Genomic DNA, 24,538 nt, shown 5'->3' on the forward strand with positions numbered 1-24,538 from the left:
GCCGGCCCGGTGCATCCGGCACCGAAACGGCCCGTTTCCAGCGTTCACCACCCACACCATGCTCGAAAAATACGTTCCCTCCGACGTCGAATCCGCCGCGCAAGGCGAATGGCGCGCCACCGACGCTTACCGGACGGCCGAGAAGGCCGACAAGCCCAAGTTCTACTGCGTCTCGATGCTGCCGTATCCGTCGGGCAAGCTGCACATGGGCCACGTGCGGAACTACACGATCAACGACGTGATGTACCGTTACCTGCGCATGAACGGCTACAACACGTTGATGCCGATGGGCTGGGACGCGTTCGGCATGCCTGCCGAAAACGCCGCGATGGCCAACAGCGTGCCGCCGGCCAAGTGGACGTACGACAACATCGAGTACATGAAGGGCCAGATGCAGTCGATGGGTCTCGCCATCGACTGGTCGCGTGAAATCGCCACCTGCAAGCCCGACTACTACAAGTGGAACCAGTGGTTCTTCCTGAAGATGCTCGAAAAGGGCATCGCGTACAAGAAGACCGGCACGGTGAACTGGGACCCGGTCGATCAGACCGTGCTCGCCAACGAGCAGGTGATCGACGGACGTGGCTGGCGCTCGGGCGCGCTCGTGGAAAAGCGCGAAATCCCGATGTACTACCTGCGCATCACGCAGTACGCCGATGAGCTGCTGAACGACCTCGACGGCCTCGGCTGGCCCGAGCGCGTCAAGATCATGCAGCAGAACTGGATCGGCAAGAGCTTCGGCGTAAACTTCGGCTTCCCGTACGAGCTGGACGGCGAGAAGAAGCTGCTGCGCGTGTTCACCACACGCGCCGACACGATCATGGGCGTGACCTTCGCTGCGATCGCTGCCGAGCACCCGCTCGCCACGCGTCTCGCGCAAGGCAAGCCGGAGCTGCAGTCGTTCATCGACGAATGCAAGCGCGGCGGCGTGGCCGAAGCCGACGTCGCGACAATGGAAAAGAAGGGCGTGCCCACGGGCTTCACCGTCACGCACCCGATTACGCACGAGCAAGTGCCGGTATGGATCGGCAACTACGTGCTGATGACCTATGGCGAAGGCGCCGTGATGGGCGTGCCGGGTCACGACGAGCGCGACTTCGCTTTTGCGCAGAAGTACAACCTGCCGATCAAGCAGGTTATCGCCGTAGAAGGCGAGACGTACTCGCTCGACGGCTGGCAGGAGTGGTACGGCGACAAGGAACGTGCCGTGTGCGTGAACAGCGGCAAGTACGACGGCCTCGCCTACACGGCGGCCGTGGACGCCGTGGCAGCCGACCTCAAGGCGCTCGACCTCGGCGACAAGCAGGTCACGTGGCGCCTGCGCGACTGGGGCATCTCGCGCCAGCGCTACTGGGGCACGCCGATTCCGATCATCCATTGCCCGAGCTGCGGCGACGTGCCGGTGCCGGAAAAGGACCTGCCGGTCGTGCTGCCGGAAGACCTCGTGCCGGACGGCACGGGCAACCCGCTCGCAAAGTCCGAAGCATTCCTGAACTGCAAGTGCCCGACGTGCGGCGCCGACGCGAAGCGCGAAACCGACACGATGGACACGTTCGTCGACTCGTCGTGGTACTTCTACCGCTACGCCGCGCCGGATGCTGTGAACATGGTCGACGAGCGCACCGACTACTGGATGCCGATGGACCAGTACATCGGCGGTATCGAGCACGCGATTCTCCACCTCTTGTACTCGCGCTTCTGGGCGAAGGTCTCGCGTGACCTCGGTCTCGTGAAGTTCGGCGAGCCGGCGAAGAACCTGCTCACGCAGGGCATGGTGCTCAACGAAACGTTCTATCGCGAAGACGCGACGGGCAAGAAGACCTGGTACAACCCGGCCGACGTCACTGTCACGCACGACGACAAGGGGCGCCCGGTTGGCGCGACGCTCAACAGCGACGGCCAGAGCGTGGTGCTCGGCGGCGTCGAGAAGATGTCGAAGTCGAAGAACAACGGCGTCGACCCGCAGGTGCTGATCGACTTGTACGGCGCAGACACGGCGCGTCTCTTCACGATGTTCGCGGCGCCGCCCGAGCAGCAGCTCGAGTGGTCGGGCGCGGGCGTGGAAGGCGCGAGCCGCTTCCTGCGCCGCGTGTGGGCCTTCGGCCACGCGAACGCCGACGCGATCAAGTCGCGCGCCTCGTTCGACGCGGCGGCGCTCACCGACATCGAAAAAGCGCTGCGCCGCGAAGTCTATAGCGTGCTCAAGCAGGCCGACTTCGACTATCAGCGCTTGCAGTACAACACCGTCGTTTCGGCGGCGATGAAGATGCTCAACGCCATCGACGGCGCCAAGGGTGCGAGTGCCGGCGTGCAGCGCGAAACCTTTGGCGTGCTGCTGCGGGTGCTGTACCCGGTCGTGCCGCACATCGCGTTCGAACTCTGGAAGGCGCTCGGCTACAGCGACGAATACGGCACGCTGCTCGACGCGCCCTGGCCGAAGGTCGACGAAAAGGCGCTGGAACAGGCCGAGATCGAACTCGTGCTGCAGGTGAACGGCAAGGTGCGCGGCGCCGTGACGGTGGCCAAGGACGCGCCGAAGGAGGCGATCGAAGCCGCCGCACTTGCGCACGAGATGTTCGTCAAGTTCGCGGAAGGCCGTGCGCCGAAGAAGATCATCGTCGTGCCGGGCCGCCTCGTGAACGTCGTGGTCTAAAAGCAAATAGAGGCCACGTTGGCGGCGCATTTTGCGCCGCCGCCCAGACACTGTCGCGAACCCAGGGAGTCCATGTGATTCGCAGATCGTTCCTCAGGTTGTTCCCGCTCGTGGCTGGCAGCGCGCTGGCCCTCTCTGCCTGCGGCTTCCAGCTGCGCGGCGAGCAGAACTTCGCCTTCAAGCGTCTTGCCGTAGTCGGTGCGCCGCCGCCGTTCATCGGGCGCCTTTCGCGCATGGTCGAAGGCGGCAGCGATTCGGTCGTCGTCGATTCGGTGGCCAACGCCGACGCCGTACTGCACGTTTCCGAAGCGCGTGGCTTCAGCACGCTCACGCTCAATTCGCTCGGCGCAGTGGTCGAATATCAGGTCAACTACACGCTGAATTTCACGCTGACAAGACCGGACGGCTCCGTGCTGATCCAGCCGAGCGCGATCGCGCTGAACCGCGCGATGACGTATAGCGATCAGTACTCGACGGCCAAGACGCAAGAAGCCGACCTGCTGTTCACCGACATGCAGAACGACGCCGTCGATCAGCTCATGCGGCGCCTTGCCGTGCTGAAAACGATCAACCCGACGCCCGATCAGGTCGTGCCGGGCGTCGCGCCGCGCGCACCGCTGCCGCCGCCGCCGCTGTAATGCGCGCGGTTTACATCTACTGAGCGACCTTCGACCGAGCGCCATGCAACTGCGACCCGACGCACTCGAACCGCACCTCGCGAGAGGGCTGGCCGGCCTGTACGTCGTCTACGGCGACGAACACCTGCTTGCCCAGGAGGCGTGCGACCGCATCCGCGCGGCTGCGCGCGCAGCGGGCTTTACCGACCGCTCGGTGTTCACCGTCGAGCGCGGCTTCGACTGGAGCTCGCTCCTCGGCGCGAGCCAGTCGATGTCGCTCTTCGGCGATCGCCAACTGGTGGAGTTGCGCATTCCGTCGGGCAAGCCCGGTAAGGAAGGCGCGGACGCGCTCAAGACGCTTGCCGCGGCCTCGAATCCCGACGTGCTGATGCTCGTCACGCTGCCGCGGCTCGACGCGGCCACGCAGAAGTCCGCGTGGTTCACGGCGCTTTCGGAAAGCGGCGTGGCGATCAAGATCGACCCGGTCGAGCGAGCGGCGCTGCCGAACTGGATCGGGCAGCGCCTCGCGCTGCAAGGGCAGCGCGTCGCGCCCGGCGAAGACGGCCGGCGTGCGCTGCAATTCGTGGCGGAGCGCGTGGAAGGCAATCTGCTGGCGGCGCATCAGGAAATCCAGAAGCTTGGGCTGTTGTACCCGCAAGGCGTCCTTAGCTTCGAGCAGATTCACGACGCCGTGCTCAACGTCGCGCGTTACGACGTATTCAAGCTCAACGAAGCCATGCTGACCGGCGATGTCGGGCGCCTCGCGCGCATGCTCGACGGGCTGCAGGGCGAAGGCGAGGCTTCGGTGCTGGTGCTATGGGCCGTGGTCGAGGAAATTCGTACGCTGCTGCGCATCAAGCGCGGCGTGGCGGCGGGCAAGCCGCTCGCCATGCTGTTGCGCGAGAACCGCGTGTGGGGGCCGCGCGAGCGGCTCATCGGGCCCGCGCTTTCGCGGTTGAGCGAAGCGACGCTAGAGCGCGGTCTCGCGCTTGCGGCGCGGCTCGACCGCCAGGTGAAGGGGCTTTCTGGGCAATCACGCGGTGACTGGCGCAATGCATTGCCGCCCGATGCCTGGGACGGCCTGTTCGAACTCGCGATGACGGTGGCCTCGCCCCGTGATGGAGCAGTGCCGGTGCGCAGCGCTGCGGCGCCTGGGCGCGCGCAGCCGGGCGAACAGCCTCGCGGCCCGGCTGCGGCGGCCGCCGCCGCAGCGGCAGCGGCCCGACCGCGCACCGCAGGGCCGTCGCGCCGGCCGGGCTGAAGCGCTCCACGCTTGCCCGAACCGGCGCTTCGGCGCTTGCTCTATGCACGCCGCGCGGCCAGTGGTCACGCCGAGCCGCCCGGCCACCTCCAGCAAACCTTGGCGGCTGGCTTTAAAATCGGCCTGAACCGCTTTGAATCGAACCGCGCTTGGCGCTTCCATCCGACTACGCCTCACGCGCCGCATGACGAAAGACACCATGGATATCGACCAGTACATGACCGACCTCGGCCGCCGCGCCCGCAAAGCTTCGCGCGCGATGGCACGGGCCTCGACGGCCGCGAAGAACGCGGCGCTCGAATCGGTGGCGCAAGCCATCGAGCGCGACGCGCAGCATTTGAAGGATGCGAACGCCCGCGATCTCGCGCGCGCGAAAGAGAAGGGCCACGATGCGGCCTTCATCGACCGCCTCACGCTCTCGGACAAAGCGCTCAAGACGATGGTCGAAGGTCTGCGTCAGGTTGCCGCGCTGCCCGACCCCATCGGCGAGATCAGCAATCTCAAGTTCCGCCCGAGCGGCATTCAGGTGGGGCAGATGCGCGTGCCGCTCGGTGTGATTGGGATCATCTACGAATCGCGGCCGAACGTGACGGTCGACGCCGCGGCGCTGTGCCTGAAGTCAGGCAACGCAACGATCCTGCGCGGCGGCTCCGAGGCGCTGGAGTGCAACACGGCGCTCGCGAAGCTCATCGGTGAGGGGCTGGCCGCAGCGGGTCTGCCGCAGGACGCCGTCCAGGTGGTCGAGACTGCCGATCGCGCGGCTGTGGGCAAGCTCATCACGATGACGGAATTCGTGGACGTGATCGTGCCGCGCGGCGGCAAGAGCCTGATCGAGCGCCTGATGGCCGAAGCGCGCGTGCCGATGATCAAGCATCTGGACGGCATCTGCCACGTGTACGTGGACGACCGCGCCGATCTCGCAAAGGCGCTGACGGTTTGCGACAACGCCAAGACGCACCGCTACGGCACCTGCAACACGATGGAGACGCTGCTTGTGGCGCGTGGCATTGCGCACGACGTGCTGCCGCCGCTTGGCCGCCTCTATCGCGAAAAGGACGTGGAACTGCGTGTAGATGCCGCAGCGCGCGCGATACTCGCGGACGCTGGTATTGGGCCGCTCGTCGATGCCACGGAAGAAGACTGGCGCACCGAGTATCTCGCGCCCGTGCTGGCGGTGAAGGTGGTCGATACGCTCGACGACGCGATCGAGCATATCAACGCGTACGGCTCGCACCACACCGATGCGATCGTTACCGAAGACCACGATCGCGCGATGCGCTTCCTGCGCGAAGTGGATTCGGCCAGCGTGATGGTGAACGCCTCGACGCGCTTTGCCGACGGCTTCGAATTCGGCCTCGGTGCGGAGATCGGCATATCGAACGACAAGCTGCATGCGCGTGGGCCCGTGGGCCTCGAGGGCCTGACGTCGCTGAAGTACGTGGTGCTTGGCCACGGTGAAGGCCGCCAGTAGCCGTTAGCCCCGGCGAGGCGGCACGCCGTCTCCCCCTTAATTGACCATCAAGAAGAAAAAAGAATGTCGATGCTCTGGGTCAAGACGTTTCACATCGTACTGATCGCCTCGTGGTTCGCGGGCCTGTTCTACCTGCCGCGCATCTTCGTGAATCTCGCGATGGAAACCGAACCCGCGGCCGTCAAGCGCCTGCTCATCATGGCGCGCAAGCTCTACCGATTCATGACGCTGATTGCAGTGCCTGCCCTTCTGTGTGGGCTGTGGCTGTGGCTTGTGGTCGGCATCGGACGCGGGCAGGGATGGATCCACGCGAAGGTCGGTGTGGTTCTGCTGCTGATCGCCTATCACGCATACTGCGGACGTCTTTTGCGGACCTTCGAACGCGGCGAGAACCAACGCTCTGACAAGTGGTATCGCATGTTCAACGAGCTACCGGTGCTCGGCATGCTGGCGGCCGTGGCGCTTGCTGTCATCAAGCCCTTTTAATGCTGGTGGCCTTGAATCCATACCAGATCCGGTTCAGCACGGAGTGGCGCTCAAATGGTGCCCGTCTCTTTGCGGAGCATGCGCGCCGCCGCAACCCGCCAGCCGTCCTCACGCCTCACGAACACATCGGTGAAGCGATATTCGATCGCGTTGTAGCCGGTTGCCGGCTTATAGCGATTGATGCCGGTTGCGATTGCCACGTTGCCTAGGACTCGCACCCGCACATCTTCCAGCACCTGAGTACTTCCGGGTGGTAGCGGTGCGGCAGCGAGCATGTCGCGCTTGGTGCGGCGAACGTCGCCTGGAAATACCTCAAAAAACTTATCGTCAAGCAGGTCGTTGAGCACCGGATGGTCGCCCGCTGCCGCGGCCTGGGTCCACTGGTGCTCGAGCAACTCGACTTGAAGCCGTTCGGAAGTCACGTTGTACAAGCCGGATTTCGGTGCGGCGAACGTATTTGCTGCCAGCATGCTGGCAGTGGCAAGGATCAGAATGTGTTTCATGATGGCTCATTTGGTCAGATCGAAACCTCGCATTTCGATGCAGGAGGGAGTTTTGGGCGGTCTGTGCCCGCAGCGAAGGCGCACATAGAGTGCGAGTCAGCCCTGCGCTGTAACCTTGGCTGACGCCCGTTCAGTGCTTTCCACTTTAGTTGGCGGCAGATGACGTGACCATCGGAAAAATCTCAAATTCTGTCGGAGTCGGATCGTTGATTTCTGCACTCACTGGCTGCACTCGTGCATGGCGTATTCGCGGCACCGGAGCGCTGGCCACAACTGCATGCAGGCACGTTCGACGAGTACCGGGAGTGCGACGCGGCTCACGGGCGCATCGAGGCGCGCCGCTGTGTGGAACTGGACATCAGCAGCGCTGGCCAGGCAAGGGAACCGGCCGCTGGCCGCGGCTGCGCACGGTGGTGATGATTGAGGCCACGCGTGAAACCGGCGCGGGCGTGTCGACTGAGCGGCGCTTCTACATCAGCGGCCTGTCTGCCAAGGCTGTACCGTGGCACATGCAGTGCGCTCGCACTGGCATATCGAGAACAGGCTGCACTGGATGCTCGATATGACCTTCGGCGAAGATCAATGCGAGGAACCAGCGCAGAACTTTGCGATCCTGCGCCGCATAGCGCTCAAACTGCTCAAACGGGATACGGTCACGAAGGACAGACTGAAAACCGATGGCTCGAAGCCAGCGCCAGCGATCCGTATCACGAAAAGATGCTTGGCCTTTGGGCTTCGTGCGATTGCCCTGGGATCGTTGGTCGCATGCAACAACTGATGTACGCGCAAATTTGTTGCGCGGGAGCCCGCGCGGCGGGGCGATTGTACACGCACCAGATAAACTGAGCCGGTCGATGATTTCAGTCAGTTAGATGGTCGTCGACTGCACTGGCAATTCCAGCGTTGCGGTTGCCAAGCCGTTAGCAGTCCTACCAAGTCGGGCTTGAATTCGAGCACCTAACGCGCCCGTGCCGTCTTGCCCGTCTTGTCGCTCCTCGCTCGAGACAGGAGCAGCAAGGGATTCTCGTTTCGCGGTCAAACATAATCTTATATTAAATGAAAATAATTAGGATAATTCTTGGCTTTGAAATTGTAATAGGGATGTCTCTTCAGGTTTGTGATTTTATTTGCAGAATTTATTTATTTTGTCGCGGATATTTTATATATTAATGTAGTAATTCTCCGATGATTGTGGGGATTCTGTTGTTGAGTTTATTCTTTGTTAATTGACAGGTTGGGATCGATCGTAATTCTGGTTTTTAGTATAAGAATTGGCATATCAAACTAAATGATATGCGACTAACCTCTGACAGAACGGCCGTCCATCCGCCTGATTCCTGTGTGCATTCGCTCGCTAACACCATAAAGGTGTTTCAGAGTTCTCTTATGTTCGTGGAAATCCAGAGTACTTAAAGTCATGATTTATTCTCTAACGCAAACTGATGTTTTACAAAAAGAAATTACTTATCTGTCAGTTTTAGGGAAGTGAATCGTAGTCGACTTTTTGATGAATGTAGGATTTGTATCAATCACTAGGGATTGGAAAATGAATAAAGCATATCGCTCGATTTGGAACGAGTCTACGGGAACCTGGATTGCTGCGCCTGAAACTGCAAAGAGCAACACGGGGAATGGTTCGACTGCGCGGGGCGCTTCGTTCAACGTCCAGGCGAAGGGATGGAAAGCGCCTGCACTGAAGGCAATGAGCGTCGTATCACCAACGTCGCGAACGGCGTCAACACGACCGATGCGGTGAACGTGGGTCAGCTCCAGAGCGGCTTGAATGCGCTTCAAGGCAACGTCAACTCCGTGGCGCGCGCCGCTTACAGCGGCGTTGCGGCGGCAACTGCGTTGACGATGATTCCGGACGTCGATCAGGGCAAGACGATCGCAGTGGGTGTCGGTACGGCCAACTTCCAGGGCTACCAGGCCGTGGCGCTCGGGGCATCGGCTCGCATCACCCAGAACCTCAAGGTGAAGCTGGGCGGTGGCTACGGTTCGAGCGGTGGCGCTACGTTCGGCGGCGGTATGTCGTACCAGTGGTAAGCGCCTGACGGCGAACCGGAGGCAGCGTGATACGGCTGCCTCCGGCAAATCTGGCTACTTTTCACGGTTCGGTTGTTCCTTCCGAAATGCAAAGCGGACTCCTTACGGAGTCCGCTTTTTTGTTGTGCGGTCTACAACCTGCGAGGCCGGGCCACTAATTCAGCCTTTCTCGTCCAACCTGCGCCGCGCGATGATCTCCTTCGCGTCCGCGAGCTTTTCCGCAAGCTCCGGCCCCCGCTGCAGCGCCACGCCCACCGCGAGTATGTCGCCGATCGCGAGATGCGAGGTGCGCGAGGTCATCGGCGAGAAAATGTCGGTGTCCTCATCGACGTTGGCGTGCAGCCCCACGCTTGCGAGACGAGCAAGCGGCGAGGTGCCGTGCGTGATCGCGATCACCTTCGCGCCGCGATCGAGCGCCGTGCGCGCGGCGTCCACGATATCCCGAGTGCGCCCGGTGTTCGAGATCGTCACGACCACGTCGCCGGGACCGAGCAGCGCCGCCGACATGAGAAACGTATGCGGATCGGAATACGCGACGCTCGGCATGCCGAGGCGAAAGAACTTGTGCTGCATGTCCTGCGCGGCGATGCCAGACCCCCCCGCGCCATAGAACTCGATACGCGACGCGCGCGCGAGCAGATTGATCGCGGCGGCGAGCGAGTCGGTCGAAAGGTTGTTGCGCACTTGCACGAGCGCGCCGATCGTACGATCGAGCACCTTTGCCGCGACGCCCGGCACCGGTTCATCTGGGCTCACGTCGCGGTAGACGGCTGGATGCTCTGTCGGCAGATCGGCGGCGACCGCCTGCGCGAGGCGAATCTTGAACTCCCGGAACCCCGAAAATCCCAGTGCGTGGCAGAACCGCGCGATGGTCGGCTGGCTCACGCCCACGCGCTCGGCGACCTCTGTCATCGAAAGATCGAGCACCTCGCGCGGCGCCTCGACAACGTAATCGGCGAGCTTGCGCTCCGACGGGCGCAATTGCTCGCGCATGGCTTTCACCTGGGACAGCAGCATCAGGAAACTCGCACTATGCTGAAAGATCCGTGGACTATAGCGGATCGGACGTCATGTACAAAAACTACAGAACCGCTGTTTGCTTCTTTCCGGGTTGGGCGGAGTTCGTCGGCGCATTGCCCGTCCATAATGAGACTAGGCGTTCGTTTAATGCTGTGCGCCCAGGGTCTTTCCGGGATTGTCGACTTGTAGTTTTTCTACTAACATCGCGCTATCGCTGATCGGACCGTCGAAAGCCCGTCTGATCCAGCCCCGAGCGTCCCCGCCGAGACAAGAAGGAAGGAGATTCGATGGTTTCCCCGCATTCTCAGTTGACGAAGGTCACGCAGCGCGTGATCGAGCGCAGCAAGCCCACGCGCGAGGCCTATCTGGCGCGCATCGCGGCTGCTCAGGACCGATTCCCGGCGCGCGGCGCGCTCTCGTGCGCGAATCTCGCGCACGGCTTCGCCGGCCTCGAAGGTCGCGACAAGATCGCAATCAAGTCGATTCGCGAGCCGAACATCGGCATCGTCTCGGCCTATAACGAGATGCTCTCGGCGCACGCACCGTACAAGGATTTCCCCGACATCATCAAGAAGGCGGCCCGCGAAGGCGGCGGCGTCGCGCAGTTCGCGGGCGGCGTGCCGGCGATGTGCGACGGCGTCACGCAGGGCAACGCCGGCATGGAGCTGTCGCTCTTTTCGCGTGAAGTGATCGCGATGAGCACGGCCGTCGCGCTCACCCACAACATGTTCGATGCCGCGCTGTGCCTGGGTGTCTGCGACAAGATCGTGCCGGGTCTCCTGATCGGCGCGCTGCAATTCGGCCATTTGCCCACGATTTTCGTGCCCGCCGGCCCGATGACGAGCGGCATCACGAACGACGACAAGGCCAAGGTGCGACAGCAGTTCGCCACGGGTCAGTGCGATCGTGCGGCGCTGCTCGAATCGGAGGCGGCCGCCTATCACGGCCACGGCACCTGCACGTTCTACGGCACGGCCAACAGCAACCAGATGCTCATGGAGATCATGGGCCTGCATCTGCCGGGTTCCGCCTTCATCCACCCGCACACGCCGCTGCGCGACGAACTGACCGCCGCCGCGGCGCGCCGCGTGCTCGAACTCACGGTCGAGCGCGGCAACTACACGCCGATTGGCCACATCGTCGACGAGAAGGCCGTGATCAACGGCATCGTCGGGCTGATGGCGACGGGCGGCTCGACCAATCACACGCTGCACCTCGTGGCGATGGCGCGTGCGGCAGGCATCATCATCGACTGGAACGACTTCGACGTGCTTTCGGACGCCGTTCCGCTGCTCGCGCGCGTGTATCCGAACGGCAAGGCCGACGTGAACCATTTCCACGCAGCGGGCGGCATGGCGTTCCTCGTGCGCGAACTGCTCGACGGCGGCCTGCTGCACGAAGACGTGAATACCGTTGCGGGCCGCGGCCTGCATCATTTCACCGAGGAGCCGAAGCTCATCGATGGCAAGCTCACGTGGGTGCCGGCCGTCGAAAAGAGCGCAGACGAGTCTGTTCTGCGCCCGCTCCCGACGCCGTTCCAGCCGGACGGCGGCTTGCGCCTGATGCAGGGGCGTCTGGGCCGCGGCGTCATCAAGGTTTCCGCTGTCGCGCCTGAGCGCCGCAAGGTGCGTGCGCCCGCCATCGTGTTCGATTCGCAGGAAGCTGTGCAGGAAGCGTTCGACCGCGGCGAACTCGAGCGCGATTTCGTGGCCGTCGTGCGCTTCCAGGGCGCGCGCGCCAACGGCATGCCGGAGCTGCACCGCCTCACGCCGCTGCTCGGCGTGCTGCAGGACAAGGGCTTTCACGTGGCGCTCGTGACCGACGGGCGCATGTCGGGTGCGTCGGGCAAGGTGCCCGCCGTGATCCACGTTTCGCCGGAAACGCTACTGCACGGCCCGATCGGCAAGGTGCGCGATGGCGATACGATCGTGATCGATGCGGTGGAGGGCGTGCTCGACGTCGAAGTGGAGGATGCCGAGTGGGACGCGCGCCCGGTCGCGCAGCCCGCGCATCAGGAACTCAACGAAGTGGGCTTCGGCCGCGAGCTGTTCGGCGTGTTCCGTGCCACTGCCGCGCCGGCGGAACTGGGCGCAACGGTGTTCGGGCCACTCGTCGGCGAGGTGTCCGCCGCCGCGCATTCGACCGCACATGCCGCCCCTGAAGTCACAAACGCAGATCAATATCAAGGAGCCTGAACATGGCAGCTAACACAGTCGCCGATATCGTCCGCCTGGGTCCCGTCATCCCGGTGCTCGCATTCGACACGCCGGAGCAGGGCGAGCACGTTTCCCGCGCGCTCCACGCGGGTGGCGTGAAGGTGCTGGAAATCACGCTGCGCACGAAGGCCGGCCTCGAAGCCATCGAGCGCGCCGCGAAGATCGCGCCGGACATCGTCGTGGGCGTGGGCACGATCACGAAGCCGGAGCACTGCGCGCTCGCGAAGAAGGCAGGCGCACAGTTCGGCGTGTCGCCGGGCCTCACGCGCGAGATCCATCAGGCTTCGCTCGACGCGGGTCTGCCGCTGCTGCCGGGCGTCATGACGCCGACGGACATCATCGTCGCGATGGAACTGGGCTACGAGATCGTCAAGTTCTTCCCTGCGGTGCCTGCCGGTGGCCTGAACATGCTGCAGGCCTTCCACGGCCCGTTCCCGACGCTCAAGTTCTGCCCGACGGGCGGGATTAGCGCCGAATCGGCTCCGACCTTCCTTGCGCTGCCCAATGTGGTGTGCGTCGGCGGTTCGTGGCTCACGCCGAAGGCGGCGATTGCCGCGCAGAACTGGGACGAAGTCACGCGCCTCGCGCACGCCGCGAGCGAGCTTTCGCGCCCGGTGCGCTGAAAGCGCGTTTCTGCCTCGCTTCTGCCTGACGCACGCGCCGTATGCTGCGGCGCAACGATGACTGGAACGCCGCGCCTCCGTGTGTACGAGGGGTGAGCAACGAGCCGCGCAAACGGCGCCTTCCGGCGCTCGCTTTGCGCGGCTCGCTCGTCTTTCAAGCACGCTGCACCAAAAGTCGTTATAAGCTCTACAATCGCCGGCCCGGCGACGGCCGGCCCTTTCGTTCCCCATCAGTTCCACGTGTGCCGCAGCCGTTGCGCGCCACACGCGTCGCCGCACAGGGTGAAAGGACTTCGAACAACTACCTGGAGAGGAGCCTCATGGGAGTGGCCCACGGCAGCATGCTGCTGATTTACGCGCTCGTCGCGATCGCCGCGCTGATCCTGCTGATCACGCGCTTCAAGGTTTATCCGTTTCTCGTTCTGATCATCGTTTCGCTGCTGCTCGGTCTTGCCGTCGGCATGCCGATGGATCAGATCGTCAAGTCGTTCGAGACCGGCAACGGCAACACGCTTGGCCACATTGCCATCGTGGTGGGCCTCGGCACCATGCTCGGCAAGATGATGGCGGAGTCAGGCGGCGCCGAGCGCATCGCCACGACGCTCATCCGCTGGTTCGGCGAGAAGAACATTCACTGGGCGATGATGGTCGTCGCGATCATCGTCGGCCTGCCGGTGTTCTTCGAAGTCGGTTTCGTGCTGCTCATTCCGATCGCGTTCAACGTCGCCAAGCGCACCGGCAAGTCACTGCTGCTGATCGGCCTGCCGATGGTGGCCGGTCTCTCGGTCGTGCACGGGCTGATTCCGCCGCACCCGGCCGCGCTCCTCGCCGTACAGGCGTATCACGCCGACATCGGCAGGACCATCGCTTACGGCCTCATGGTGGGCGTGCCCTGCGCGATCATCGCCGGGCCGCTCTTCGCGCTATTTATTCACCGCTTTATCAAGCTGCCGGAAAGCAATCCGCTCTCCGAGCAGTTCGTGAGCAAGGCCGACCCCAAGCCCGATAGCGAACTGCCGGGCTTTGGCATTACGCTCTTCACGATTTTGCTGCCGGTGATCCTCATGCTGATCGGCAGCTGGGCCGATCTCGTGTTCGCGCCCAAGACGTTGCCGAACAATCTGTTGCACTTTGTCGGCACCTCGGACGTCGCGCTGCTGATCGCCGTGCTGGTAAGCTTCTGGACCTTCGGCGCGCAACGCGGCTTCACGCGCGAGCAGATCCAGAAGTTCTGCGGCGACTGCCTCGCGCCGATCGCGGGTATCACGCTGATCGTGGGCGCAGGCGGCGGCTTTGGCCGCGTGCTGATGGACAGCGGCGTGTCGAAGCAGATCGTCGAGCTGGCGCAGAACGAACATCTGTCGCCGCTTTTGCTCGGCTGGCTCGTCGCCGCGCTGATCCGTCTCGCAACCGGCTCGGCCACGGTCGCGATGACCACGGCCTGCGGCATCGTCGCGCCGATCGCATCGGCCAGCGCCATGACGGTGAAGCCGGAGTTGCTCGTGCTTGCCACGGGTTCGGGCTCGCTGATCTTCTCGCACGTGAACGACGGCGGATTCTGGCTGATCAAGGAGTATTTCGGCATGACCGTGGGTCAGACGTTCAAGACCTGGTCGTTGCTCGAGACTATTATTTCGCTGCTGGGGCTCGGCCTCACGTTTGCTCTCGCGGCGGTGTTGTAAAACTGGAGCAGTAAATGATTCTGATAGCGATGGGCGTGTCGGGCGCGGGCAAGACACGCATCGGCGAAATGCTCGCCGAGCGCCTCAAGTGCACCTTCACCGACGGCGACGCCTTCCACAGCGAAGCCAACAAGAAGAAGATGCACGACGGCATTCCCCTCACCGACGATGACCGCTGGCCGTGGCTGCGCACGATTCGCGCGGCGATCGAGGAGAAGCAGCGCGCCCACGAAACGGCCGTGTTCACCTGCTCGTCGCTCAAGCGTTCGTATCGCGACATCCTGCGCGGCAACGATCGCGACGTGTGCTTCGTCTACCTGAAGGGCTCGTTCGAAGTGCTGCACGAGCGCCTCGCCTCGCGCACCGGCCACTTCTTCGACCCTTCGCTGCTGCAAAGCCAGCTCGACACGCTCGAAGAGCCCGGTGCCGACGAAGCGATCGAAGTGAGCATCGAACTCACGCCGGAACAGATCGTCGACGAAGTGATGAAGCAGATGGAAACGCGCCGCAATCAGGCATCCTGATTTCGCGTCGCGGCGGTAAACGAAAAAGCGCTCGATTCAATCGAGCGCTTTTTTTATGGGCTTGCGGTGTCGCGATTACGAAATCCGCTTCGCCAGTTCCACTGCCTTGCCGACGTACGACGCGGGCGTCATTTCCAGCAGACGCTTCTTCGCGTCTTCAGGAATCGCGAGACCGCTGACGAACGTCTGCAGTGCCTCGCGCGTGATGCCCTTGCCACGCGTGAGCTCCTTCAGCTGCTCGTACGGGTTTTCGATGCCGTAGCGGCGCATCACGGTTTGCACCGGCTCGGCCAGCACTTCCCATGTGGCGTCGAGGTCGTCGTTCAGGCGTTGCGGGTTCACTTCGAGCTTGTCCAGACCGCGGATCAGTGCGTCATACGCGAGCAGCGAGTAGCCGAACGCCACGCCGATATTGCGCAGCACCGTCGAGTCGGTGAGGTCGCGCTGCCAGCGCGAAACGGGCAGCTTGTCGGCGAGGTGGCGCAGCGTGGCATTCGCGAGACCGAGGTTGCCTTCCGAGTTTTCGAAGTCGATCGGGTTGACCTTGTGCGGCATGGTCGACGAGCCGATTTCACCGGCCTTCGTCTTCTGCTTGAAGTAGCCGAGCGAGATGTAGCCCCACACGTCGCGATCGAGGTCGAGCAGGATCGTGTTCGCGCGCGCGACGGCGTCGAACAGTTCCGCCATGTAGTCGTGCGGCTCGATCTGGATCGTGTACGGGTTGAACACGAGCTTGAGGCGCTTTTCGACGACTTCCTTCGAGAACGCTTCCCAGTCGAATTCCGGATACGCCGAGAGGTGCGCATTGAAGTTGCCGACCGCGCCGTTCATCTTGCCGAGCAGTTCGACCTTCTCGATGCGCTGGATCGCGCGGGCGAGACGCGCCGCGACGTTGGCGATTTCCTTGCCGAGCGTCGTGGGGCTGGCCGGCTGGCCGTGCGTGCGCGAGAGCATCGGCTGCGCGGCGTGCGTGTGCGCGAGCGTCACGAGCCGTTGATGCACCGAGCGCAGCGCCGGCAGGATCACGTGCTCGCGGGCGCCCGCGATCATCAGGCCATGCGACGTGTTGTTGATGTCTTCCGAGGTACACGCGAAGTGGATGAACTCGCTTGCGCGCTCCAGTTCCGGCTGACCCTTCACCGACTCCTTGAGCCAGTACTCCACGGCCTTCACGTCGTGGTTCGTCACGCGCTCGATGTCCTTGATGCGCGCGGCGTCGTGCGCCGTGAAGTTCTCGGCGAGCTTGAGCAGGAACTGCTCCGACGCTTGCGAGAAGCGCGGCACTTCCGCGAAGCCGGCCTGCGAGAGCGCGATCAGCCAGTGGATTTCCACCGTCACGCGGTTGCGCATGAACGCGGCTTCCGAGAGCCAGTCGCGCAGCGCTTCGGTTTTCGAGGCGTAGCGACCGTCGAGCGGGGAGAGCGCGTTGAGCGCGAAGAGGGTATCGGGACGAGTGTCGGACATGATGGGGACGTAACGTGGCGCGTTACGCTCAGTTGGCAGTCGGTTGCAGTCAGATTCGAGACGGCGTGAATCGAAGATTTTATCACCTTGCCGACAGGGGCCGAGGTCGGTGCTGTCGGCGGCGGGGCGTGACGTTGCCTGAGGCCTGTTGTCGCGCCCATCACTTAACGGGATCGGGAGTTTTGAGACGGCTATAGAGTGCGATCACATCAAAAGTTTGCGCTTAATCAAATATTTGCCGCTATGACCCCCGATGCTCCCACTCTCACTTCCGACGAGGCCGCTGCGCTGATCGAAGCCGGTCTTGCATGCCACCGTACGGGCCGGATCGACGACGCCCACGCTTACTATCAGTCCGCGCTCGCGGCGCACCCCGAACATCCCGGCGCACTGCACTACCTTGGCGTGGTTGCGCTTGGCCGCGACCAACTGAAGGAAGCCGCGGCGCTGATGGACCGTGCGCTCGCGAAGGCGCCAGATAACGCCGAATACCTTGCTAACCGCGGCGTGGTCGCGACCCGCCTTGGCGACCATGCGGGGGCCGCCGCCTTGCTGCGCCGGGCGCTGGCGCTCGCCCCCGATTTCGCGAACGCTCACAACAATCTCGGCAATGCGTTGATGGAACTCGGCGACGTCGCAGGCGCCGCGCAGCACTATCGGCGTGCACGTGCGCAGGCGCCGCAATCCGCACATTTCGCGTTCAATCTCGGACGCGCACTGGAAGCCGGTGGCGCAAAAGACGCCGCACTCGACGAATTCCGTGCCGCCGCCGCGCTCGATCCGCACGATCTGAAGACGTTGATCTCCATGGGCCGGCTGCTGCGCACGATGGAAAAGCACGCCGAAGCGGCCGCGTGTTTCGAGGCCGTGATCGCACGCGAGCCTGACAATGTGCTCGCGCGCTTCGAACTCGGCTATGCCTATGACGCGATGCATCGCTATGAAGAGGCGATTCCGCATTACCGGCGTGCTGCGCAGCTCAAGCCCGATGGCGCGGGCATCATCAACAATCTGGCCTTCGCGCAGACTGCGCTCGCGCGCTACGACGAGGCGGAGATTGACTATCGGCGCGCGCTGGAACTGAACCCGGACCTGCCCGAATCGCGTTTTCAGCTCGGCATGCTGATCCTGCGGCGCGAAGACTACACCGGCGGCTGGCCGCTCTTCGAGAACCGCAAGCTCACCTCGACCGCCAAGGCCAACTACCGCAAGCTGCCGTGCCCCGAGTGGCAGGGCGAGCCGCTGGATGGCAAGCGCTTCCTGATCTGCCGTGAGCAGGGCGTGGGCGATCAGATCCAGTTCGTGCGCTATGCGGGCCTGCTGGCGCAGATGGGCGCGCAGGTTCACGCGTGGGTTGCGCCGGAACTGGCGTCGCTCGCCGCGACGGTGCCGGGCGTTGCGCGTGTGCTCGACGCCGCGCCGAGCGACGAAGTCATCGCATCGGAATACGACTTCTGGTGCGACGTGATGAGCCTGCCGCTGAAGTTTCCCGGCCGGCCGATCTACGCGGAAACGCCCTATATGCGCGCCGATACCGTGCAGGCCGCCGCCTGGCGCGCGCGCGTGAACGCGCTGGCCGGCGCTGCGCACCGCCGTATCGGGCTCGTCTGGGCGGGCAACCCGCGCCACCACTTCGACGCTTTCCGTTCCGCGCCGCTCAAGTCGCTTTTGCCGCTCTCCGCGCTCGCCGGCAACGCCTGGTTCGCGATCCAGAAGGGCCCGGGGGCCGCGCAGCTGGCACCGGTCGCGGGGCGCTGGCCGATGGACGCGCTCGGCGACGATCTGCACGACTTCGCGGCCACGGCGGCGCTCATCGAGGCGCTCGACCTCGTCATCACAGTCGATACGTCAGTCGCGCACCTCGCCGGCGCGCTCGGCAAACCGGTGTGGGTGCTGCTCGCCGCGCAGCCCGACTGGCGCTGGGGCAAGGATCGCGCGGATTCGGTCTGGTATCCGTCGGCGCGCGTGTTTCGCCAGTCCACGCTCGGCGACTGGAGCGGCGTGGTCGCCGAACTGGAAACCGCGCTCTCGCAGGCGTCCCGCTGAGGGTGTCCGCCCGGCGCCGCGCGATATTCGCCGCGCCGGCGCCCAGGCGAGCGCCCGCAGGCCTAGAATGCGGACTTCTTATCCGCTTGCTGGCCCCGCATGGAACTCAAATGGCTCGAAGACTTCGTTTCGCTCGCGGAGACACATAGTTTCAGCCGCTCGGCCGAGCTGCGCCACGTGACGCAGCCGGCTTTCTCGCGCCGTATCCAGGCGCTCGAAGCGTGGCTCGGCACCGAGCTGATCGATCGTTCGGTGTATCCGACACGCCTCACGGCGGCGGGCCAGGTCTTCTACGAGCAGGCGCTCGCGATGCTTTCGCAGTTTCACGAGGCGCGCACCCTGTTGCGCGGCCACACGGCCACACCCGCCGCGACGATCGAGTTCGCGGTGCCGCACACGCTTTCGCTCACTTACTTTCCGCGCTGGCTGCAGCGCATCGAGGCGAAGCTCGGCCGCATCCACACGCGGCTGCGGGCGCTGAACGTGCACGACGCCGTGCTCTCGCTCGTGGAGGGCGGCTGCGACCTCGTGATGGGCTATCACCATCCGAGCCACCCTGTGACGCTCGACCCCGCACGGTACGACACGCTTACGCTCGGCATCGAGTCGATCAGCCCGTACTCGGCGCCGCAGCGCGCGGGGCGCGCGCGTTACACGCTGCCCGGGACGCCCGATGCGCCCACACCGTATCTCTCCTACACGCCGAACGCGTATCTTGGGCGCATGACCGAGGTGATCGTTGCCAACGCCCCGGCGCGGCTCTATCTGGACCGCGTGTACGAAACCGACATGGCAGAAGGGCTCAAGGCGATGACGCTCGCGGGTCACGGCATCGCCTTTTTGCCGCACAGCGCGGTGGAGGACGCCGTGGCGCAAGGCGAGCTGATCCGCCTCGACCGGGGCACGCGCGGCGTGCCGGAGGGCCAGTTCACGCTCGACATGGAAATCCGCCTCTATCGCGACAAGTTCGCGACGCAAGGCGACGACGCGCGCCAGGCGCTCGTGCGTGAGTTGTGGGAGGCGGTCAGCGAGGAACTCGCGCAGGGCAAGCGCTGACACTGCATCAGCGCGGCGCGCAAACAGTCAGGCTATTTCAACCTGTAAGGCTTGCAATACGGAGCATGCGACACGTTTTTTCGACTTCGGGGACGTTATGCACGAAAAGCATAACGGGATGATCAAACGGCATTGGATTTCACGTGGGCGTTTTCTGACAATGGCACCACTTGTTCGATCGGAGCGTTCATGTCATCCCAACTGCAGTCGGTTCCTTCCTATCTCCACGCCGATGATCTCGGTCCCTGGGGCAACTATCTTCGTCAGGTCGACCGCGTGGCGCCGTATCTCGGCTCGCTTTCGCGCTGGCTCGAAACGCTCAAGCGTCCGAAGCGTATCCTGATCGTCGACTGCCCGATCGAACTCGACAACGGCACCGTTGCACACTTCGAAGGCTATCGTGTCCAGCACAACGTTTCGCGTGGTCCCGGCAAGGGCGGCGTGCGTTATCACCAGGACGTTACGCTCTCCGAAGTGATGGCGCTTTCCGCGTGGATGTCGGTGAAGAACGCTGCAGTGAACGTGCCGTACGGCGGCGCGAAGGGCGGTATCCGCGTCGACCCGCGTACGCTCTCGCGTGGTGAGCTCGAGCGCGTCACGCGCCGCTACACCAGCGAAATCGGCATCATCATCGGACCGAACACCGACATTCCCGCGCCGGACGTCAACACGAACGAGCAGATCATGGCGTGGATGATGGACACCTACTCGATGAACCAGGGCCAGACGGCCACCGGCGTCGTGACGGGCAAGCCCATCTCGCTCGGCGGCTCGCTCGGCCGCCGCGAAGCCACGGGCCGCGGCGTGTTCGTCGTGGGTTGCGAGGCGGCGCGTCGCACCGGTCTGTCGATCGACGGCGCACGCATTGCCGTGCAGGGCTTCGGCAACGTGGGCGGCATTGCTGCCCGCCTGTACCAGGAAGCCGGTGCGAAGATCGTGGCGGTGCAGGACCATACCGGCACGCTCTACAACTCGAGCGGCATGAACGCGGAAGCACTGCTCGAGCACGTCGCGAAGACGGGCGGCGTCGCGGGCTTCCCGGGCGCGGAAGTCATGTCGAACGACGAATTCTGGACCGTCGAAACCGACATCCTCATTCCGGCCGCGCTGGAAAACCAGATCACCGAGAAGAACGCGGGCAAGATCCGTACGAAGATCATCGTGGAAGGCGCGAACGGCCCGACCACGACGGCAGCCGACGACATCCTGCACGACAAGGGCGTGCTCGTGATCCCCGACGTGGTGGCGAACGCGGGCGGCGTGACCGTTTCGTACTTCGAGTGGGTGCAGGACTTCTCGAGCTTCTTCTGGACCGAGCACGAAATCAACGAACGCCTCGAACGCGTGATGCGCGAAGCGTTCACGGCGGTGTGGCAGGTCTCGAGCGAGCAGAAGGTCTCGATGCGTACCGCGGCGTTCATCGTTGCATGTAAACGCATCCTGATGGCGCGCGAAATGCGCGGCCTGTATCCCTGATTGCACGGCCAACGCGCGCGGCGCAAGGTTACGGAACCATGACGGCGCAGTGACCCTGCAGTGACAAGTTTTTGCGCTGCACATCAAGGCGCATAGAAGGCGGACGTTCTCCACAAGGGGGCGTCCGCCTTCGCACATCCAGCGTTGCGCCAGGGTCACCCTTTATTCTTTCAAAATAATTACTTTGCTAAACTGGCGTCGGTTCTTGTACCGGAGAAAACAATGCAAATCAAAAAGACCGCCTCTCTGCTCGCACTCCTTGGTTTCGTCGCCACCAGCGCATTCGCGCAGGACGCGGGCACGCTCAAGAAGATCAAGGACACGGGCGTCATCTCGCTGGGACACCGCGAATCGTCCATTCCATTTTCGTACTACGATGACAAGCAGAATGTGATCGGCTACTCGCAAGACTACGCGATGAAAATCGTCGAGGCAGTCAAGCAGAAGCTGAACATGCCCAATCTGAAGGTCAAGATGGTGCCCATCACGTCGCAGAACCGTATTCCGCTCGTGCAGAACGGCACGGTGGACATCGAATGCGGCTCGACCACGAACAATGCCGAGCGTCAGCAGCAGGCCGCCTTCACGAACACGATCTTCGTGATCGGCACGCGCCTCATGACGAAGAAGGATTCGGGCATCAAGGACTTCGCCGACCTCAAGGGCAAGACCGTCGTGACGACGGCGGGCACGACGTCCGAGCGCCTCCTGCGCAAGATGAACCAGGACAAGAGCATGGGCATGAACATCATCAGCGCGAAGGACCATGGCGAGTCGTTCATGACGCTCTCCACCGGCCGCGCCGTGGCGTTCATGATGGACGATGCGCTGCTCGCGGGCGAGCGCGCCAAGTCGAACAATCCCGGCGACTTCGTGATCGTCGGCCAGCCGCAATCGCGTGAAGCGTACGGCTGCATGATGCGCAAGAACGATCCTGAGTTCAAGAAGGTCGCCGACGACGCGATCGCCAAGGTCCAGACGTCGGGCGAAGGCGACACGATCTACAAGAAGTGGTTCGAATCGCCGATCCCGCCGAAGGGTCTCAACCTGAACTTCCCGATGAGCGACGACATGAAAGCGCTGTTCAAGAATCCGAACGACAAGGCGATCGACTAACACGGCCTCGGCCGTTCGACCTGCATTTAGCGTTTAGTACGGAACGGAAGAAGCGCCGCTTCTTCCGTTCTTTTTCTTGGAGTCTCTTGATGTCCTATCACTGGAACTGGGGCATTCTGCTCAGCCCGGTCTCGACGGGCGAACCCACCACGTACCTTGGCTGGATCCTCTCCGGCCTTTGGGTGACGATCTCGGTGTCGCTATGCGCGTGGGTGATCGCGCTCATCGTCGGGTCGTTCTTCGGCGTGCTGCGCACCGTACCGAACAAATTTCTCGCGGGTGTTGGCACGGTGTACGTGGCGATCTTCCGCAATATTCCGCTTATCGCGCAGTTCTTCATCTGGTACTTCGTGCTGCCGGAAATCGTGCCGCAGTCGATAGGCAATGCGTTCAAGCAGTCGCCGCCGGGCGTGCAGTTCTTCACGGCGTCGGTCGTGTGTCTCGGGCTCTTTACCGCGGCGCGCGTGTGCGAACAGGTGCGCTCGGGCATCAATGCGCTGCCGCGCGGCCAGCGCGCCGCCGGCCTCGCAATGGGCTTCACGCAGTGGCAGACGTATCGCTATGTGCTGCTGCCGGTCGCGTACCGCATCATCGTGCCGCCGCTCACTTCCGAGTTCCTCAACATTTTCAAGAACTCGGCGGTCGCCTCGACGATCGGTCTGCTCGATCTGTCGGCGCAGGCGCGTCAGCTAGTGGACTACACGGCGCAGACCTATGAGTCGTTCATCGCCGTCACGCTCGCGTACGTGCTCATCAACCTCGTCGTCATGACGCTCATGCGCTGGGTCGAGGCGAAGTCGCGTCTGCCCGGCTACATCGGAGGCAAGTAATGCATCACTTCGACTGGAGCGGCATTCCCGGGGCACTGCCCACGTTGTGGACGGGCGCGATCATCACGTTCAAGATCACGCTGTGCGCGATCGTGGTCGGCATCCTGTGGGGCACGCTGCTCGCGCTCATGCGGCTTTCCAGCGTGAAGCCGCTCGAATGGTTCGCCAAGGGCTACGTCACGATCTTCCGCTCGATCCCGCTCGTGATGGTCCTGCTGTGGTTCTTCCTGATCGTGCCGCAGGTGCTGCAAAATGTGCTGGGTCTCTCGCCCGACATCGACATTCGCCTCGCTTCCGCGATGATCGCGTTCTCGCTGTTCGAGGCCGCGTATTATTCGGAGATCATTCGCGCGGGCATTCAGGCGGTGCCGCGCGGGCAGGTGAACGCGTCGTTCGCGCTCGGCATGCGTTACGGCCAGGCGATGCAGTACGTGGTGCTGCCGCAGGCGTTTCGCGCGATGGTGCCGCTACTGCTCACGCAGGCCATCGTGCTGTTTCAGGACACCTCGCTCGTGTACGTGATCAGCCTCGCCGACTTCTTCCGCACGGCCACCAATATCGGCGACCGTGACGGAACAATGGTCGAAATGGTACTGTTCGCGGGCGCGTGTTATTTCGTGATTTGCGTGATCGCGTCGAGCCTTGTGAAAGGTCTTCAGAAAAAGGTCGCAAGATGATTTCAATTAAGAACGTTTCGAAGTGGTACGGCCAGTTCCAGGTGCTGACCGACTGCACGACGGAAGTGAAGAAGGGCGAGGTGGTGGTGGTGTGCGGGCCCTCGGGCTCGGGCAAGTCCACGCTCATCAAGACCGTCAACGGGCTCGAACCGTTCCAGCAGGGCGAGATCCTCGTGAACGGCGAGTCGGTGGGCGACAAGCGCACCAATCTCTCGAAGCTGCGCTCGAAGGTGGGCATGGTGTTCCAGCACTTCGAGTTGTTCCCGCATCTGTCGATTACCGAGAATCTCACGCTCGCGCAGATCAAGGTGCTAGGCCGCGGCAAGGACGAGGCTACGCAAAAGGGCCTCAAACTGCTCGACCGCGTGGGCCTGCGTGCGCATGCCGACAAATTCCCGGGCCAGCTCTCGGGCGGCCAGCAGCAGCGTGTCGCGATTGCGCGCGCGTTGTCGATGGACCCCATCGCCATGCTGTTCGACGAGCCGACCTCGGCGCTCGACCCCGAGATGATCAACGAGGTGCTCGACGTGATGGTGAAGCTTGCCCAGGAAGGCATGACCATGATGTGCGTGACGCACGAAATGGGCTTTGCCAAGAAGGTCGCGCACCGCGTGATCTTCATGGACCAGGGCGCTATCGTCGAGGACGATCAGAAGGAAGCCTTCTTCGCGAGCCCGAAGTCGGATCGCGCGAAGGATTTTCTGGCGAAGATCCTGCACTGAGGCTGAAGCGGCGGGTTCGCCCGCTTGCAGAAAGCAAAAAAGCCGCGCT

The 24,538-nt window shown here is 63.3% G+C and carries 21 protein-coding genes and 1 pseudogene; 19 read left to right on the forward strand and 3 right to left on the reverse strand.

Features of this window, described 5'->3' with window-relative positions:
* The first annotated feature begins 58 nt into the window (after nt 1–58).
* From leuS to FAZ97_RS01965, 5 genes are all read left to right on the forward strand, one after another.
* A complete protein-coding gene (leuS, locus tag FAZ97_RS01945; protein ID WP_158756940.1) occupies nt 59–2,653 on the forward strand; it encodes a leucine--tRNA ligase in 2,595 nt (864 codons plus the stop codon).
* Nucleotides 2,654–2,727: 74 nt separating this feature from the next.
* Nucleotides 2,728–3,291 (forward strand): LPS-assembly lipoprotein LptE, encoded by a 564-nt coding sequence (locus FAZ97_RS01950; protein ID WP_158756941.1) that lies wholly within the window; start codon nt 2,728–2,730, stop codon nt 3,289–3,291.
* A 43-nt stretch (nt 3,292–3,334) separates the two neighbouring features.
* Nucleotides 3,335–4,531, forward strand: coding sequence for a DNA polymerase III subunit delta (holA, locus tag FAZ97_RS01955; RefSeq protein ID WP_158756942.1), 1,197 nt, complete (start codon nt 3,335–3,337; stop codon nt 4,529–4,531).
* A 199-nt stretch (nt 4,532–4,730) separates the two neighbouring features.
* Nucleotides 4,731–6,002, forward strand: a complete 1,272-nt coding sequence (locus tag FAZ97_RS01960; protein ID WP_158759017.1) for a glutamate-5-semialdehyde dehydrogenase — start codon at nt 4,731–4,733, stop codon at nt 6,000–6,002.
* A gap of 63 nt (nt 6,003–6,065) precedes the next feature.
* A complete protein-coding gene (locus FAZ97_RS01965; protein ID WP_158756943.1) occupies nt 6,066–6,488 on the forward strand; it encodes a CopD family protein in 423 nt (140 codons plus the stop codon).
* Between the two features lie 50 nt (nt 6,489–6,538).
* On the opposite strand, the gene FAZ97_RS01970 is transcribed toward FAZ97_RS01965, so the two are convergent.
* The gene (locus FAZ97_RS01970; protein WP_158756944.1) at nt 6,539–6,991 is read right to left on the reverse strand and encodes a nuclear transport factor 2 family protein; all 453 of its coding nucleotides are present in this window, start codon (nt 6,989–6,991) and stop codon (nt 6,539–6,541) included.
* A 553-nt stretch (nt 6,992–7,544) separates the two neighbouring features.
* Here FAZ97_RS01970 and FAZ97_RS01975 point away from each other — a divergent pair.
* The 3 genes and pseudogenes from FAZ97_RS01975 to FAZ97_RS01985 form a co-directional block, all read left to right on the forward strand.
* Nucleotides 7,545–7,769 (forward strand): hypothetical protein, encoded by a 225-nt coding sequence (locus tag FAZ97_RS01975; protein WP_158756945.1) that lies wholly within the window; start codon nt 7,545–7,547, stop codon nt 7,767–7,769.
* 768 nt (nt 7,770–8,537) lie between these two features.
* On the forward strand, nt 8,538–8,747 hold the full coding sequence (locus FAZ97_RS01980) for an ESPR domain-containing protein (protein WP_158756946.1): 210 nt from the start codon (nt 8,538–8,540) through the stop codon (nt 8,745–8,747).
* Nucleotides 8,675–9,037 (forward strand): annotated as a pseudogene (locus FAZ97_RS01985) (YadA-like family protein); the annotation flags it as partial. The gene FAZ97_RS01980 and the pseudogene FAZ97_RS01985, both read left to right, overlap by 73 nt.
* Before the next feature lie 159 nt (nt 9,038–9,196).
* Here the strand turns inward: FAZ97_RS01985 and FAZ97_RS01990 are convergent.
* A complete protein-coding gene (locus FAZ97_RS01990; protein ID WP_158756948.1) occupies nt 9,197–10,054 on the reverse strand; it encodes a MurR/RpiR family transcriptional regulator in 858 nt (285 codons plus the stop codon).
* Nucleotides 10,055–10,344: 290 nt separating this feature from the next.
* Between FAZ97_RS01990 and edd the strand changes: the two genes are divergently transcribed.
* The 4 genes from edd to FAZ97_RS02010 all read left to right on the forward strand — a co-directional run bounded on the left by edd (nt 10,345) and on the right by FAZ97_RS02010 (nt 15,102).
* Entirely contained in the window at nt 10,345–12,252 is a 1,908-nt protein-coding gene (gene edd / locus FAZ97_RS01995; protein ID WP_158756949.1) for a phosphogluconate dehydratase, read from the forward strand.
* Nucleotides 12,253–12,254: 2 nt separating this feature from the next.
* A complete protein-coding gene (eda, locus tag FAZ97_RS02000; protein ID WP_158756950.1) occupies nt 12,255–12,896 on the forward strand; it encodes a bifunctional 4-hydroxy-2-oxoglutarate aldolase/2-dehydro-3-deoxy-phosphogluconate aldolase in 642 nt (213 codons plus the stop codon).
* A gap of 320 nt (nt 12,897–13,216) precedes the next feature.
* On the forward strand, nt 13,217–14,578 hold the full coding sequence (locus FAZ97_RS02005; RefSeq protein ID WP_158756951.1) for a GntP family permease: 1,362 nt from the start codon (nt 13,217–13,219) through the stop codon (nt 14,576–14,578).
* 14 nt (nt 14,579–14,592) lie between these two features.
* On the forward strand, nt 14,593–15,102 hold the full coding sequence (locus FAZ97_RS02010; RefSeq protein WP_158756952.1) for a gluconokinase: 510 nt from the start codon (nt 14,593–14,595) through the stop codon (nt 15,100–15,102).
* 75 nt (nt 15,103–15,177) lie between these two features.
* On the opposite strand, the gene purB is transcribed toward FAZ97_RS02010, so the two are convergent.
* On the reverse strand, nt 15,178–16,566 hold the full coding sequence (gene purB / locus FAZ97_RS02015) for an adenylosuccinate lyase (RefSeq protein ID WP_158756953.1): 1,389 nt from the start codon (nt 16,564–16,566) through the stop codon (nt 15,178–15,180).
* Nucleotides 16,567–16,809: 243 nt separating this feature from the next.
* On the opposite strand from purB, the gene FAZ97_RS02020 reads away from it, so the two are divergent.
* From FAZ97_RS02020 to FAZ97_RS02050, 7 genes are all read left to right on the forward strand, one after another.
* On the forward strand, nt 16,810–18,612 hold the full coding sequence (locus tag FAZ97_RS02020) for a tetratricopeptide repeat protein (RefSeq protein ID WP_158756954.1): 1,803 nt from the start codon (nt 16,810–16,812) through the stop codon (nt 18,610–18,612).
* 99 nt (nt 18,613–18,711) lie between these two features.
* Nucleotides 18,712–19,668: a LysR family transcriptional regulator gene (locus tag FAZ97_RS02025; RefSeq protein ID WP_158756955.1), complete on the forward strand. Its 957-nt coding sequence runs from the start codon at nt 18,712–18,714 to the stop codon at nt 19,666–19,668.
* 189 nt (nt 19,669–19,857) lie between these two features.
* Nucleotides 19,858–21,144, forward strand: a complete 1,287-nt coding sequence (locus FAZ97_RS02030) for a Glu/Leu/Phe/Val family dehydrogenase (RefSeq protein ID WP_158756956.1) — start codon at nt 19,858–19,860, stop codon at nt 21,142–21,144.
* 222 nt (nt 21,145–21,366) lie between these two features.
* A complete protein-coding gene (locus tag FAZ97_RS02035) occupies nt 21,367–22,260 on the forward strand; it encodes a glutamate/aspartate ABC transporter substrate-binding protein (RefSeq protein WP_158756957.1) in 894 nt (297 codons plus the stop codon).
* A gap of 89 nt (nt 22,261–22,349) precedes the next feature.
* Nucleotides 22,350–23,090, forward strand: coding sequence for an amino acid ABC transporter permease (locus tag FAZ97_RS02040; RefSeq protein WP_158756958.1), 741 nt, complete (start codon nt 22,350–22,352; stop codon nt 23,088–23,090).
* On the forward strand, nt 23,090–23,767 hold the full coding sequence (gene gltK, locus FAZ97_RS02045) for a glutamate/aspartate ABC transporter permease GltK (RefSeq protein WP_158756959.1): 678 nt from the start codon (nt 23,090–23,092) through the stop codon (nt 23,765–23,767). Before FAZ97_RS02040 ends, gltK begins: the two co-directional genes overlap by 1 nt.
* A complete protein-coding gene (locus FAZ97_RS02050; RefSeq protein WP_158756960.1) occupies nt 23,764–24,489 on the forward strand; it encodes an amino acid ABC transporter ATP-binding protein in 726 nt (241 codons plus the stop codon). The genes gltK and FAZ97_RS02050 overlap by 4 nt, the downstream gene beginning before the upstream one ends.
* The last annotated feature ends 49 nt before the right edge of the window (nt 24,490–24,538 follow it).

The organism is Paraburkholderia acidiphila (genome assembly GCF_009789655.1).
GTDB lineage: Bacteria > Pseudomonadota > Gammaproteobacteria > Burkholderiales > Burkholderiaceae > Paraburkholderia > Paraburkholderia acidiphila.